The 13,834-nt window shown below is 64.4% G+C and carries 8 protein-coding genes and 2 pseudogenes; 7 read left to right on the top strand and 3 right to left on the bottom strand.

Annotated elements, in window-relative coordinates; all coding sequences use genetic code 11:
* Window positions 1-79: 79 nt before the first annotated feature.
* Window positions 80-3,552, bottom strand: a pseudogene (locus ACSKB9_RS34620) (indolepyruvate ferredoxin oxidoreductase family protein).
* A gap of 490 nt (window positions 3,553-4,042) precedes the next feature.
* Here ACSKB9_RS34620 and ACSKB9_RS34615 point away from each other — a divergent pair.
* The 5 genes from ACSKB9_RS34615 (at window position 4,043) to ACSKB9_RS34595 (ending at window position 6,658) form a co-directional block, all read left to right on the top strand.
* Complete coding sequence (locus tag ACSKB9_RS34615) at window positions 4,043-4,420, top strand: hypothetical protein (RefSeq protein ID WP_438078790.1); 378 nt, start codon at window positions 4,043-4,045, stop codon at window positions 4,418-4,420.
* 2 nt (window positions 4,421-4,422) lie between these two features.
* Window positions 4,423-4,719 (top strand): hypothetical protein, encoded by a 297-nt coding sequence (locus ACSKB9_RS34610; RefSeq protein ID WP_438078788.1) that lies wholly within the window; start codon window positions 4,423-4,425, stop codon window positions 4,717-4,719.
* A 147-nt stretch (window positions 4,720-4,866) separates the two neighbouring features.
* On the top strand, window positions 4,867-5,421 hold the full coding sequence (locus tag ACSKB9_RS34605) for a carboxymuconolactone decarboxylase family protein (protein WP_438078786.1): 555 nt from the start codon (window positions 4,867-4,869) through the stop codon (window positions 5,419-5,421).
* Between the two features lies 1 nt (window position 5,422).
* Complete coding sequence (locus ACSKB9_RS34600) at window positions 5,423-6,223, top strand: SDR family NAD(P)-dependent oxidoreductase (RefSeq protein WP_438078784.1); 801 nt, start codon at window positions 5,423-5,425, stop codon at window positions 6,221-6,223.
* 216 nt (window positions 6,224-6,439) lie between these two features.
* A complete protein-coding gene (locus ACSKB9_RS34595; protein WP_168857210.1) occupies window positions 6,440-6,658 on the top strand; it encodes a hypothetical protein in 219 nt (72 codons plus the stop codon).
* A gap of 137 nt (window positions 6,659-6,795) precedes the next feature.
* Here ACSKB9_RS34595 and ACSKB9_RS34590 read toward each other — a convergent pair whose 3' ends face one another.
* On the bottom strand, window positions 6,796-9,999 hold the full coding sequence (locus ACSKB9_RS34590; RefSeq protein WP_438080531.1) for an efflux RND transporter permease subunit: 3,204 nt from the start codon (window positions 9,997-9,999) through the stop codon (window positions 6,796-6,798).
* Between the two features lie 3 nt (window positions 10,000-10,002).
* A pseudogene (locus ACSKB9_RS34585) lies at window positions 10,003-11,248 on the bottom strand (efflux RND transporter periplasmic adaptor subunit).
* A gap of 204 nt (window positions 11,249-11,452) precedes the next feature.
* Between ACSKB9_RS34585 and ACSKB9_RS34580 the strand changes: the two are divergent.
* Both ACSKB9_RS34580 and ACSKB9_RS34575 read left to right on the top strand, forming a co-directional pair.
* The gene (locus ACSKB9_RS34580) at window positions 11,453-12,052 is read left to right on the top strand and encodes a TetR/AcrR family transcriptional regulator (protein WP_050387852.1); all 600 of its coding nucleotides are present in this window, start codon (window positions 11,453-11,455) and stop codon (window positions 12,050-12,052) included.
* A gap of 52 nt (window positions 12,053-12,104) precedes the next feature.
* Entirely contained in the window at window positions 12,105-13,829 is a 1,725-nt protein-coding gene (locus tag ACSKB9_RS34575) for a SulP family inorganic anion transporter (RefSeq protein WP_438078782.1), read from the top strand.
* Window positions 13,830-13,834 lie beyond the last annotated feature (5 nt).

Here is a 13,834-nt window from a genome sequence, read left to right as displayed (position 1 = left end):
AAGGGCTCGGCCGCGCGAATCCAGCCGCTGGTCGAGGGCAGGGTTACCGATCAACCAGGGCGGCCGTGGAAAGTTCCCCCTACTCCGCTGCCTGCGCCAGCGGCTGGCCGATCGCGCGCTCCAGCCGCGCGCATTCGGTGCGGTAGCGGGCGACGTTGCCCTCCTTAATGTGGCCATAACCGCGCACGAGGTCCGCAGCCTTTGCCAGCGCCACGAGGCGCGGCAAGTCGAGCGGCTTCTTGCCGTCGAAATGGCGCAGGATCATCGCCGAATACTCGACCGGCAATGCGCGCTCCATCTTGCGCTCGGCGGTATAGCCGAAGATGTCGAGCGCGGTGCCGCGCAGGCCCTTCAGCTTTGCGAGCATGCCGAACGCGCTGAAAATCCACGGACCGAACTCACGCTTCTGCAGCCGCCCGGTGACGGGATCGCGCTGAGCCAGCAGCGGCGGCGCCAGCAAGACCTTCAAGCCGGAATTGCCATGGAACTGTTCCCTCAGGGCCTTGCTGAACTCGCCGTCGGAATAGAGCCGCGCGACCTCGTATTCGTCCTTGTAGGCCATCAGCTTGAACAGGCCCTTTGCGAAGGCCTCCGTCAGGTCCTGCGAGCCCGGCGCGGCCGCCGCCTCGGCGGTGCGGACGCGCGCTACATCGTCGAGATAGCGCCTGGCGTAGGCCGCGTCCTGATAGTCGGTGAGGAATTTGGCGCGGAAGGCAATCGCCTCGTCCAGCGTCTTCTTGGCCGGCGCGGCGCCGGCGCTCTTGAAGCGCGCGGCGCTGACCACACGTTGCAGATCATGCGCGGCGAGCCGGCCCCATGAGAAGGCGGTCTTGTTCATCTCGATCGCGGCGCCGTTGAGCTCGATCGCCTTCAGGATCGCGTCCAGCGACAGCGGGATCGCGCCGCGCTGGAAGGCGAAGCCGAGCATAAAGGCGTTGGTGGCGATGCTGTCGCCCATCAGCGCCGTGGTAAGCCCGGTGGCATCGAGGATGTCGAGATCGCCAGGCGTCACCGCACCGTTCAGCGCATCGCGCATCGAGCTGGCTTCGAAGTCGATATCGGGATCGATCACGAAGCTCGCGGTCGGCAAAAGATCGGCGTTGACGACGGCGCGGGTGACGCCGCGCTCGGCGCGGCTCAGCGCCGGCACGCTGGTAGCGACGACGAGGTCGCAGCCGAGGATCAGGTTGGCATTGCCCGGTGCGATGCGCACCGTGGTCAGCATGTCGGAGGCGGGCGCGAGCCGGACATGGCTCATCACGGCGCCGTTCTTCTGCGACAGGCCGGTGAAGTCGAGCGTCGAACAGGCGAGCCCCTCGACATGCGCGGCCATGCCGAGCAGCGCGCCGATGGTGATCACACCGGTGCCGCCGATGCCGGTGATCAGGATGTTGTAGGGATTGCTCAACGCGGCCACAGGCGGCGTCGGCAAATCGGCGAACAGTGCCTTGGGATCGGCGGCAGCGCGGTCCGCCTTGCGCAGCTTGGGGTCCTGCACCATCACAAAGCTCGGGCAAAAGCCCTCGATGCAGGAGAAATCCTTGTTGCAGTTCGACTGGTCGATGCGGCGCTTGCGGCCGAGTTCGGTCTCCAGCGGCTGCACCGAGACGCAGTTCGACGCCACCGAGCAGTCGCCGCAACCCTCGCAGACGCGCTCATTGATGAAGACGCGCTTGGCCGGATCGGGAACAGCCCGCGCTTGCGGCGACGGCGCTTCTCGGCGGCGCAGGTCTGGTCGTAGATCAGGACGGTGAGGCCCTCGATCTCGCGCAGGGTGCGCTGCACGGCATCGAGCTCGCGGCGATGATGAATGGTAGCGCCGGCCGGGAAATAATTGGCGGGATATTTGTCGGGATCGTCGGAGACGATCGCGAGCCGCTTGGTGCCCTCCGCCCAGACCTGGTGTGCGATCTGCGACACCGTAAAGCCGCCCTCGGCCGGCTGGCCGCCGGTCATCGCAACCGCATCGTTGTAGAGGATCTTGTAGGTGATGTTGACGCCGGCCGCAGCCGCCGCGCGCAGCGCCAGCAAGCCGGAATGGGTATAGGTGCCGTCGCCGAGATTCTGGAACACATGCTGTTCGCTGGTGAACGGCGCCTGCCCGATCCAGCTCACGCCCTCCGCGCCCATATGCGAGATGGTCTGGGTGTTGCGGTTCGGCACCGACAGCGCCATGCCGTGGCAGCCGATGCCGGCCATGGCGCGGCTGCCCTCGGGAATCTTGGTCGACGAGTTGTGCGGGCAGCCCGAGCAGAAATACGGCGTGCGCTGCAGCTTCGCGGTGCCCGTGCCCTCGGCCGGGCGATCGAACGCCTCGAGTTTTGCCAAGCGCTGCTCCAGCAGCGGGCTGCGGTGACCGAGCCGGCGCAGCCGCGCCACCACGGCGGCGGCGACCATGGTCGGCGTCAGCTCGCCCTCGCTCGGCAGCAGCGGCGCGCCGCTCTCGTCGCGCTTGCCGACCACCGAGGGACGCTTCGAGGCATCCATGTTGTAGAGGATGCGGACCAGCTGGTCCTCGATGAAGCCGCGCTTCTCCTCGACGACCAGCACATCCTGCAGACCCTCGGCGAAGGCGCGCGCGCCGCGCGCTTCGAGCGGCCAGGTCAGGGCGACCTTGTAGATGCGCAGGCCGAGCGCCTGCGCATCGGCATCGGTGATACCGAGATCGGCGAGCGCCTGGCGCAGATCGAGATAGGCCTTGCCGGTCGCCATGATGCCGAGCCGTGCCGGCTTGGAATCCAGCACGATGCGGTCGAAGCGGTTGACGCGGGCGAAGGCCGCGACCGCCTCCATCTTGGGCCCGTGCAGCCGGCGCTCGGCCTCGAGCGGCGGATCCGGCCAGCGGATCGAGAGCCCGTCCGGCGGCATCTCGAAATCGTCGGGCATGATGATCTTGATGCGATCGGGATCGCTGACGATCGAGGCCGAGCTTTCCACCGTCTCCGAGATCGCCTTGAAGCCGACCCAGCAGCCGGAATAGCGCGACAGCGCGAAGCCGAGGATGCCGAGGTCGAGATAGTCCTGCAGCGTCGCCGGATTGACCACCGGCATCAGCGCCGAGGCGAACACCTGCTCGCTCTGATGCGCCAGGGTGGAGGATTGGCAGCCATGGTCGTCGCCGGCCAGCGCGATCACACCGCCGTTCGGCGAGGTGCCGGCGGAATTGGCGTGCTTGAGCGCGTCGAGCGAGCGGTCGACGCCGGGGCCCTTGCCGTACCAGATGCCGAACACGCCATCGACCTTGGCGCCGGGGAACATGCCGACCTGCTGGCTGCCCCACACCGCGGTCGCCGCCAGATCCTCGTTGAGGCCCGGAACGAAGGCGATGTCATGCTCCTTCAGGAAGGATTTCGCCCGCCACAGCGCGTGGTCGTACATGCCGAGCGGCGAACCGCGGTAACCGGAGATGAAACCGGCGGTGTTCAGCCCGTGCGCGCGGTCGCGTTCGCGCTGCAACATGGGCAATCGGACCAGCGCCTGGGTACCGGAGAGGAAGATTCGTTTCGTGTCCAACCGGTACTTGTCGTCCAGTCCAACTTCCATCAACGCCATCAGTTTCCCCGTCAGTCAGCCACGCCGGTCCGGACCGGTCTGATTATCTTCCGAAATGATCATGCATCAGCATGCACTGATTTTGTTATGCATGAACAGCCCCGTTCCATGGCCGCAGCACATATCTCATGTTGCCCATGCGAGGCCTTGTCGTTCTGCAAGGCCTTGCCGAACCCCGGCATCTTTGAAACGGTGGCGCGCAAAGGGAGACCAAGGATGATTACAGTCGAATCCGCGTTCACGACGGAAATCGTGGAGAACGGCGATCTGCTGGTGGGTCCCTGGCGCAGCCCGAAGCAGATGCTGCAGGCCCAGACCTACGACTCCCACGCCTCGATTTCACGACGATGCAACCGCGCAGAAGCTCGGCTTTCGCGGCGGCACGATCGAGGGACCGACCCATTTCAGCCAGTTCGCGCCGCTGTGCGAGCGGATCTGGGGCCGCGCCTGGTTCATCACTGGCTGCCTATCCGCGCATTACCGCAACCCGGTGTTCGAAGGCGAAGAGGTGCAGGCCCAGATCGAGAAGCCGAAGCCGGGCCAGACCGTTTGCACGATCGGGATGGTCAAGCGTGACGGCACCGAGATCCTGCGCGGCACCGCCTCGATCGATGGCGACGGCAACGAGACGGCGCTCAGCCGCCGGCTCGGCGAATTGAAGCCGCTGACCGATCCCGTCATCCTCGCCGACATCAAGGTCGGCATGAAGACGCCGCGGCAGGCGATCAAGATGGATTTCGACCAGAACATGGGCGATCTCTATCCGTTTTCGCTTGCCGACAAGCTCAGGGTGATCACCGAGCCATCGGACTATTATTCGCTGGAGCACAATTCCTGGGCCGCGCCATCGTCCCGATGGAGATGCTGAGCGTGCTGTTCCAATACCGCGCGCGCGAGGACCGGTTGCCGGTCCGCGGCCCCGCGGTCGGGCTGTTCGCCGACCAGGAGATCCGTCTTTTGCGCGGGCCGCTATTCCCCGGCGAGACCTATTGGGTCGAGCGCGAGGTCGTGGCGCTTTCCGGCAGCAAGCGCACCGAGAGCATGTGGGTGCGCTCGACCGTGTTCGATGCCGACAACGCGGTGATCGCAACGATGCTGCTCAACGGCGCCAGCATGAAAGACTCCTACGCCAACTACGAAAGCGAGCACAAAGCCCTCTACGGCTGAAGCGCTAAGCATGATCCGGAAAAGTGCGAAGCGGTTTTCCGAAAAGATCATGCTCAAACAATGAACTAAAGCGCGATGACGATTCAACCCAATCTCATCGCGCTTTAGCTGCCTCTTCCGCAAGCCGCCGAAAAAAGGACAACAACAATGGCCCGCCTGCCCTATCTCGAAGCCGATCAGGTCGCCCCCGAATATCGCGACATGCTCAAGCGCAATACCAATCTGCACAAGCTGCTGGTGAACTCGCCGGACATGGCGCGCGCCTTCAACGGCATCGGCGGCTACATCCGCTTCAAGAGCAAGCTCGATCCGCGCTTACGCGAACTCGCGATCCTGCAGGTCGGCTGGCTCGAGCAGTCGGAATACGAGTTCACCCACCATGTGAAGATCGGCAAGGAGTTCGGCGTCACCGACGAGGATATAAAGGGCCTGATCGCGGAGACCAGTGGCCAGCCGTCGAAGCTCGAGCCGCTGGCAAAGGCGATCCTCAGGGGCGCCCGCGAGATGGTGCGCGAGCTCGCGATGTCGGAGGCGACCTTCGCCGAGATCAAGCAACATCTCTCCGACGAGCACATGACCGATCTCGTGCTGACGATCGCATTCTACTGCGCCGTGGTGCGGGTGCTCGCCACCATGCAGATCGACAACGAACCTTACTACAAGGAGGTACTGCAGCAGTACCCGCTACAGGGAGTGAAGTGAGATGCGCCTGCAAGATCGCGTCGCCATCGTCGTCGGTGCCGGCCAAAGCCCCGGCGAGGGCATCGGCAACGGCCGCGCCACCGCGCTGACCTTCGCGCGCGAAGGCGCCAGGGTGCTGTGCGTCGATTACAATCTGGCTTCGGCGCAGGAGACGGTCGACCTGATCGCGGCCAAGGGCGGGACTGCAGTCGCCTTCAAGGCCGACGTCACCAAAAATGCTGACATCAAGGCGATGGTGGCGGACGCACATGGCCGCTGGGGCAGTGTCGACATCCTGCACAACAATGTCGGCGTCAGCCTCTCCGGCGGCGATGCCGAACTGCTTGATATCACCGAGGAGGCGTTCGACCGCTGCGTGGCGATCAATCTGAAGAGCTGCATCCTCGCCGCCAAGCATGTGATCCCGATCATGCGCGCGCAGCAGCGCGGCTCGATCATCAACATCTCGTCGATGGCCGCGATCACGACCTATCCCTACGTCGCCTACAAGGCAACCAAGTCGGCGATGATCGCCTTCACCGAACAGCTCGCCTACCAGAATGCGCAATATGGCATTCGCGCAAACGTGATCCTGCCGGGATTGATGAACACGCCGATGGCGGTGGACACCCGCGCCCGCGAATTCAAGAAGAGCCGCGCCGAGGTCGAGGCCGAGCGCGACAGCAAGGTGCCGCTGCGTCACAAGATGGGTACCGGCTGGGACGTCGCCAATGCCGCGCTGTTTCTCGCCTCCGATGAAGCAAACTTCGTGACCGGTGTCACGTTGCCGGTCGATGGTGGCGCAAGCGTGCGGCGCGGTTAATCGAGACGGTTAACCCGTGTGACAATTTGGGATTAATCACTGTGACGAAATCACGCGTCATTGCGCCGCAATGATTCAAAAAAATTGAAGTATTCCAATGACACAGCGATGTGACGACGCGTCCACATAAATCGAAATCCTGACTCGTTGTGGTCGCACGAAATTCATCTGCGCTCTGTATCTCGCACGCCAAGAACTTCTGGAGTGCCTGGACCGATGAGCGAAGAATTCGAACTCAGACCCGATCAATGGGATGCGCTGAAAGCGCTGCGGGCTCCCGCAGCAAACCCTACCCGGCTGAACCGGTTTGCCGTCGAGAGCCTGATCACGCTCGGCTATGTTGCGGTGCGAGGAGACTCGTTTGAGCTGACGCCCGCGGGCCGCAAGGTGCTGGTCCGCGGTTCGTCACTGTTGCTGCTCGATATCGCAGCCTGATTCCGTTCGAAGCTGACACGAACGAGAGCTTCAGTTTTGATTGAATCAAAGCTGAAGCTCTCGTTTTCTTGTCTTGCCGCGTTTTCTTCACGCGAACCGGTATCCACTTCGCTCGAAAACGCTCTGCACACGCGGCATCATGCCGCGTGTGCTTTTCCGGGGATGGTCGTCTCGCCGTGCTGCGTCAGCGGCTTCATCCCGGTGAGGCTGCGCAGCAGCACGTAGAACACCGGCGTCAGGAACAGGCCGAACACCGTGACGCCGATCATGCCGGAGAACACCGCAACGCCCATCGCGCGCCGCATCTCCGAGCCCGCGCCGGTCGACAGCACCAGCGGCAGCACGCCCATGATGAAGGCCATCGACGTCATCAGAATTGGTCGCAGCCTTAAGCGACTCGCCTCGATCGCGGCACGGATCGGTGACCGCCCGGCGAATTCGAGCTCGCGCGCGAATTCGACGATCAGGATGGCGTTCTTGGCCGACAATCCGACCAGCACGATCAGGCCGATCTGGGTGAAGACGTTGTTGTCGCCCTTCGACAGCCAGACCCCGAACATCGCGGCCAATAGCCCCATCGGCACGATCATGATGATCGAGAGCGGCAGCGCCAGGCTTTCATAGAGCGCGGCGAGCACCAGGAACACCAAGAGGATCGCCAGCGGAAACACCCAGATTCCGGAGTTGCCGGCGATGAACTCCTGATAGGTCAGGTCGGTCCATTCGAAGGCAAAGCCGGGCGGCAGCACTTCGGCCGCGATCCGCGTCGCCGCCTCCTGGGCCTGGCCGGAGGAATAGCCCGGCGCGGCAGCCGCGTTGATATCCGACGACAGGAAGCCGTTGTAGCGGATCGCGCGTTCCGGCCCCGCGCTCTGGCGGACCTTCAGCAAGGCCGACAGCGGCACCATGTCGCCCGACGACGAGCGCACCTTCAGCTGCCTGATGTCGTCGGCACGCGCGCGGAACGGCGCGTCGGCCTGCACATAGACCGAATAGGTGCGGCCGAATTTGTTGAAGTCGTTCACATAGTAGGAGCCGAGATAGATCTGCAGCGTGTTGAAGACCTCCGTGACGGGCACGCCGAGTTGCAACGCCTTGGTACGGTCGATATCGGCGAACAACTGCGGCACGTTGACCTGGAAGCTGGAGAACACGCCGGCAATCTCCGGCGCCTTCTGCATCGCCGCCATGAACGCCTTGGTTGCGTCGTTCAGCGCCTCATAGCCGAGGCCCGCGCGGTCCTCGATCTGCAGCTTGAAGCCGCCGATGGTGCCGAGGCCGTTGACCGGCGGCGGCGGGAACATGGCGATGAAGGCATCCTGGATGCCGGCATATTTCTTGTTCAGGGCGGCCGCGATCGCCGGACCGCTGAGCGAGGGATCCTTACGCTCGTCGAACGGCTTCAAGGTCGAGAACACGATGCCGGCGTTGGAGGAGTTGGTGAAGCCGGAGATCGACAGGCCGGGGAACGCCACCGAGCTTTCGACGCCGGGCTGGGTCAGCGCGATGTCGCTCATCTTGCGGATCACTTCCTCGGTGCGGTCGAGCGTCGCGCCATCGGGCAGCCGCGCAAAGCCGACCAGATACTGCTTGTCCTGGCCCGGCACGAAGCCGCTCGGCACCTGCTTGAACAGCACGCCGGTCAGGCCGATCAGCAGCACATAGAGGCCGATCACCACGGCCTTGCCGTAGATCACCTTGGTGACGGTGCGGCCGTAGTTCTCGGAGGACTTGGTGAAGACCTTGTTGAAGCCGCGGAAGAACCAGCCAAGCGACCTTTCCATGATCCGGGTCAGCCAGTCCTTCGGCTCGTGATGCCCCTTCAGCAGCAGCGCCGACAGCGCCGGCGACAACGTCAGCGAGTTGATCGCTGATATCACGGTCGAGATCGCAATCGTCAGCGCGAACTGCTTGTAGAACTGTCCGGTGAGGCCGGAGATGAAGGCGAGCGGCACGAATACCGCGATCAGGACCAGCGCGATCGCGATGATCGGGCCGGACACTTCGCGCATCGCCTGGTTGGTGGCATCGCGCGGCGACAGGCCGGACTCGATGTTGCGCTCGACGTTCTCCACCACGACGATGGCATCGTCGACCACGATGCCGATCGCGAGCACCAGGCCGAACAGGCTGAGCGCGTTGATCGAGAAGCCGAACACATGCATCACCGCGAAGGTGCCGACGATCGACACCGGGACCGCGATCAACGGGATGATCGAGGCGCGCCAGGTCTGCAGGAACAGGATCACGACCAGCACGACGAGCGCGATGGCCTCGAGCAGCGTGTGGATGACAGCCTCGATCGACGAACGCACGAACTGCGTCGGATCGTAGACGATCTGGTAGGACACGCCTTCCGGCATGTTCTTCTTGATCTCGGCCATCGTGGCGCGGACATGGTCGGAGATCTCCAGCGCATTCGACCCCGGCGCCTGGAAGATCGGGATCGCGACCGCCTGCTTGTTGTCGAGCAGCGAGCGCAGTCCATATTCGGAGGCGCCGAGTTCGATCCGCGCGACGTCGCGCAGCCGCACCACCTCGCCGGCCGAACCCGTCTTCACCACGATGTCGCCGAACTGCTCCTCGGTCGACAGACGTCCCTCGGCGTTGACGGAGAGCTGGAGGTCGATGCCCTTGACGCTGGGCGAGGAGCCGACCACGCCGGCGGCGGCCTCGACGTTCTGGGCCTGGATCGCGCGCACGACGTCGCTCGCGGTCAGCGAATGCTCGGCGGCCTTCTGCGGGTCGAGCCAGACCCGCATCGAATAATCGCCGGCGCCATAGAGCTGGACGTCGCCGACGCCGTCGATCCGCGCCAGCCGGTCCTTGACGTTGAGTACCGCGTAGTTGCGTAGATACGTCATGTCGTAGCGGTTGTTCGGCGACAGCAGATGCACGACCATGGTGAGGTCGGGCGAGCTCTTCTTGGTGATGATGCCGAGCTGGCGCACCACGGCCGGCAGGCGCGGCTCGGCCTGCTGCACGCGGTTCTGCACCAGCTGGGTCGCCTTGTCGGGGTCGGTGCCGAGCCGGAACGTCACCGTCAGCGTCATCGCGCCGTCGGTGGTCGCCTGGCTCGACATATAGAGCATGCCTTCGACACCGTTGATCTGCTCCTCGATCGGCGTTGCCACCGTCTCGGCGATCACCTTCGGATTGGCGCCTGGATAGGTTGCGCGCACCACGACCGACGGCGGCACCACGTCGGGATATTCCGAGATCGGCATCGCCAGCAGCGAGATCAGGCCGGCCAGGAAGATCAGGATCGAAAGCACGCCGGCGAAGATCGGCCGGTCGATAAAGAATTTTGAGAGATTCGATGGCTCCGCCCCCGCGCGCAGCGCCTAGCGCTGCACGACGTGCTGGTTGGTTTCAGTGGATGCCTGCTGCACGCCGCGCGCGCCCATTTCGGCGACTTCCATCTTCAGGAGTACGCCGGGACGCACGCGCTGCAGGCCGTTGACGACGATGCGGTCGCCGGACTTCAGGCCGGCGGAGACGATCCGCAGGCCATCGACCGAGCCGCCAAGCGTGATGGAACGATAGACCGCACGGCTGTCGTCGCCGACCAGCATTACGAACTTCTTGTCCTGGTCGGTGCCGACGGCGCGCTCGTCGATCAGCACCAGCGTCTGCTGCTTGGGCTGACCCATGCGCACGCGGGCGAATTGCCCCGGGATCAGCCGGCCGTCATCGTTCTTGAACACGGCGCGGACGCGGATGGTGCCGCTCTGCCCGTTGACCTGGTTGTCGATCAGCTGGATGTGCCCCTTGGCACTGAGGCCGCCCGACGTCACCATATCGACCGGAATCTGGTCGAGATCGCCGCGCTTGCCGAAGGCGTCCGCGATCGAGTTCAGTGCGCGCAGCACGACCTCCTCGTCGGCATCGAAGCTCGCATAGATCGGATTGACCGAGACCAGCGAGGTCAGGACCGGCGACGAGGTGCCGGCGGCGACGAGATTGCCGACGGTGACTTCGATCCTGCCGACCCGGCCGTCGACCGGCGCCCGCACCTCGGTGTAGTCGAGATTGAGTTTGGCCGTCTGCAGCGCGGCCTCGGCGGCCTTGACGTTGGCGACTGCCTCGCGATTGGCGTTGTCGCGCTGGTCGAAATCGCGCTTGGTCACGATGTTGTTGCCGACCAGTTGCGCGCCGCGCTCGACTTCGCTCGTGGTGAACACGACGCGGGCCTTGGCGGCCTCGAGCTGCGCCTGGGCGCGATCGACCTCGGCGGCGTAGGGCGCGGGGTCGATCTTGAACAGGATGTCGCCGGACTTCACCAGCGCGCCCTCGGTGAAGTTGGTCGAAAGGATCGCGCCCGCCACCCGCGGCCGGAGTTGGACGCGGTCGACGGCTTCGTAGCCGGCCCGAGAAGTCATCGAACAGCGTGGTCGGCCGCGGCTGGATCACCGCGACGGTGACCGGGACCGCCGGCTCGGGAGCCGCGGCAGTCGCGGTCGCCTGTGCGGCATGAAAATAGTGGCCGGTCGCGATCGAACCGGCCACCGCGAGGGCGCCAAGGATCACGATACCGCCGACGACACGTCGGAAGCGGCCGGAACGGGGATTTTGGATTGACGAAGGCATTTACGCGCTCCAGATATCTGTAGTGTTCGCTACAGATGTGGAGCTGGACGCCAGTTCGCAAGATACTTATGTATCGAGCACTATGAATTTCTTATCTCATTCATGGGGAAATGGGAAGTCGCGGAAAAACATCACGTGCAACAAGAGGATAAGCCAGGGACAATCCGTCATAGAAACGGCACCCGGCTTACGGAGCAACGAAAAATGGGAATGGGACGCCCCCGCGCTTTCGACGCGGACGCCGCTTTGGACCAGGCCATGGACGTGTTCTGGCGCCATGGTTACGAGGGCGCGACGATCGCGCAGCTCACCGAGGCGATGAATATCAATCCGCCCAGCCTCTATGCCGCCTTTGGCAGCAAGGAGGGCCTGCTGAAGGCCGCGCTCGACCGCTATACCGAGAAGCGCGACGCCTGGATGGAAAAGGTTTTGGGTGCCTCCACCGCCCGAGAGGTGGCCGAACGATTTCTGATGGAGCACGCGGACGCCCAGACCGATCCCGCCAACCCGCCCGGCTGCCTGCTGGTCCAGGGCGGCCTTGCCTGTGGCACCGGCTCGGAGAATGTTCCATTTGAACTGGCAGCGCGCCGCACCCGAACCGAGGACCAGTTGCACGAGCGTTTTGTCCGCGCGAAGGCCGAACGCGACCTGGGCGAAAGCGCCGATCCGGCCACCCTTGCCCGCTATCTCTCCGCGGTGACATCAGGCATGTGCGTGATGGCTTCCTCGGGCGCCGACCGCAACGCGCTGCGCGAGATTGCAGCGGTGTCGCTGAAGGCGTTTGATGAGCAGGCGAAGGGGTAGAGCGGTTCAAGTCAAGCGCCTGCGGCCCCAACGACGTTGGGAGTGACCGGCGATGAAGCATTGGACCGGCTGGCTGCCGGGTCTCACCACGCTGCGTCGATATCAAGCGGCGTGGCTTCCACACGACATCGTCGCCGGGCTGGTGCTCGCGACCATGCTGGTCCCGGTCGGCATCGCCTATGCGGAAGCGTCCGGCCTGCCCGGCATCTACGGGCTCTATGCGACGATCATCCCGCTGCTCGTCTACGCGCTGTTCGGGCCGAGCCGCATCCTTGTCCTTGGGCCGGACTCGGCGCTTGCAGCCATTATCCTCGGCGTCGTCGTTCCGCTGTCGGGCGGCGATCCGATGCGTGCGGCAACCTTGGCCGCCATGATGGCGGTCGTCTCCGGAACGATATGCATCGTCGCGGGCATCGCGCGGCTGGGATTCCTGACCGAGCTACTCTCCAAGCCGATCCGCTACGGCTACATGAACGGCATTGCCCTGACCGTGCTGATCAGCCAGCTGCCAAAGCTGTTCGGCTTTTCCATTGAAGGCGATGGACCTCTGCGCAGTCTCTGGGCGGTCGTCGGAGCAATCGTCGACGGAAAGACGAATTGGCCGACCCTCGGGATCGGCCTTGCCACCCTGGCGGTGATCCTGCTGCTCGCCCGGAACAAGCGGTTGCCCGGCATTCTGATTGCCGTCGTTGCGGCGACGGTCGTCACCGGCGTTCTCGATCTCGGGGCCCGCTTCGGCGTGACGGTCCTGGGCTCGCTTCCGCAGGGCCTGCCGGGATTCGCCATTCCCAGGATCGGCTATGGCGACATTGTGCAGGTGCTGATCGGCGGCTGCGCCGTCGCGCTGGTGTCGTTCGCCGACACCAGCGTGCTGTCGCGCGCCTATGCGGGACGATTGGGCGATCGCGTTGATCCGAACCAGGAGATGGTGGGGCTCGGCGCGGCCAATCTGGCGGCCGGCTTCTTTCAGGGTTTTCCGATCAGCAGCAGCGGATCGCGCACGCCCGTTGCGGAAGCTGCCGGAGCGCGCACGCAATTGACCAGCGTCATCGGCGCGCTGGCCATCGCCTTCCTGCTGCTGATAGCGCCGAATTTGCTGCAGCACTTGCCCAACGCCGCGTTGGCCGCCGTCGTCATCGCCGCTGCGCTCGGCCTGTTTGAGATCGGCGACCTCAGGCGAATCTACCGCATTCAGCAGTGGGAGTTCTGGCTATCGATGGTCTGCTTCGTCGGCGTGGCCGTGCTCGGCGTGATTCCCGGAATTGGCCTCGCCATCGTGCTCGCGATCGTCGAATTCCTGTGGGACGGCTGGCGGCCGCATTCCGCCGTGCTGGGCCGCGCCTCCGGCGTGAAGGGCTATCACGACATCACGCGATACCCGGATGCGCGCCAGATCCCCGGCCTGGTGCTGTTCCGGTGGGATGCGCCGCTGTTCTTTGCCAATGCCGAGTTCTTCAAGGAACGCGCGCTGGATGCGGTGGCGAAATCCCCGACGGCGGTGCGCTGGCTGGTGGTCACGGCCGAGCCGGTCACCAGCGTGGACGTGACCGCCGGCGACATTCTCGCCGAGCTCGACGAGGCGCTGCACGCACAGAAGATCGAGCTGTGCTTTGCCGAGCTCAAGGATCCCGTCAAGGACAAGCTGAAGAAATTCGGCCTGCTGGCGCAGCTTGGCGAGAACAACTTCTTCCCGACCATCGGCGTCGCCGTTGCGCGCTACCTCGAGATCAATACTGACGTGACCTGGGAGGACTGGGAAGACCGGGCCGAAGCCTAGCATCC

This window comes from Bradyrhizobium sp. BR 1433 (genome assembly GCF_051547665.1).
Taxonomy (GTDB): Bacteria; Pseudomonadota; Alphaproteobacteria; order Rhizobiales; family Xanthobacteraceae; genus Bradyrhizobium; species Bradyrhizobium australafricanum.
This window is presented reverse-complemented; position numbering and strand designations above follow the sequence as displayed.

Excerpts from the sequence above, each read along its gene's own strand:
- ACSKB9_RS34600 (WP_438078784.1), top strand. The coding sequence starts at position 5,423 with ATGCGCCTGCAAGATCGCGTCGCCATCGTCGTCGGTGCCGGCCAAAGC.
- ACSKB9_RS34595 (WP_168857210.1), top strand. The coding sequence starts at position 6,440 with ATGAGCGAAGAATTCGAACTCAGACCCGATCAATGGGATGCGCTGAAA.
- ACSKB9_RS34580 (WP_050387852.1), top strand. The coding sequence starts at position 11,453 with ATGGGAATGGGACGCCCCCGCGCTTTCGACGCGGACGCCGCTTTGGAC.
- ACSKB9_RS34575 (WP_438078782.1), top strand. The coding sequence starts at position 12,105 with ATGAAGCATTGGACCGGCTGGCTGCCGGGTCTCACCACGCTGCGTCGA.
- ACSKB9_RS34605 (WP_438078786.1), top strand. The coding sequence starts at position 4,867 with ATGGCCCGCCTGCCCTATCTCGAAGCCGATCAGGTCGCCCCCGAATAT.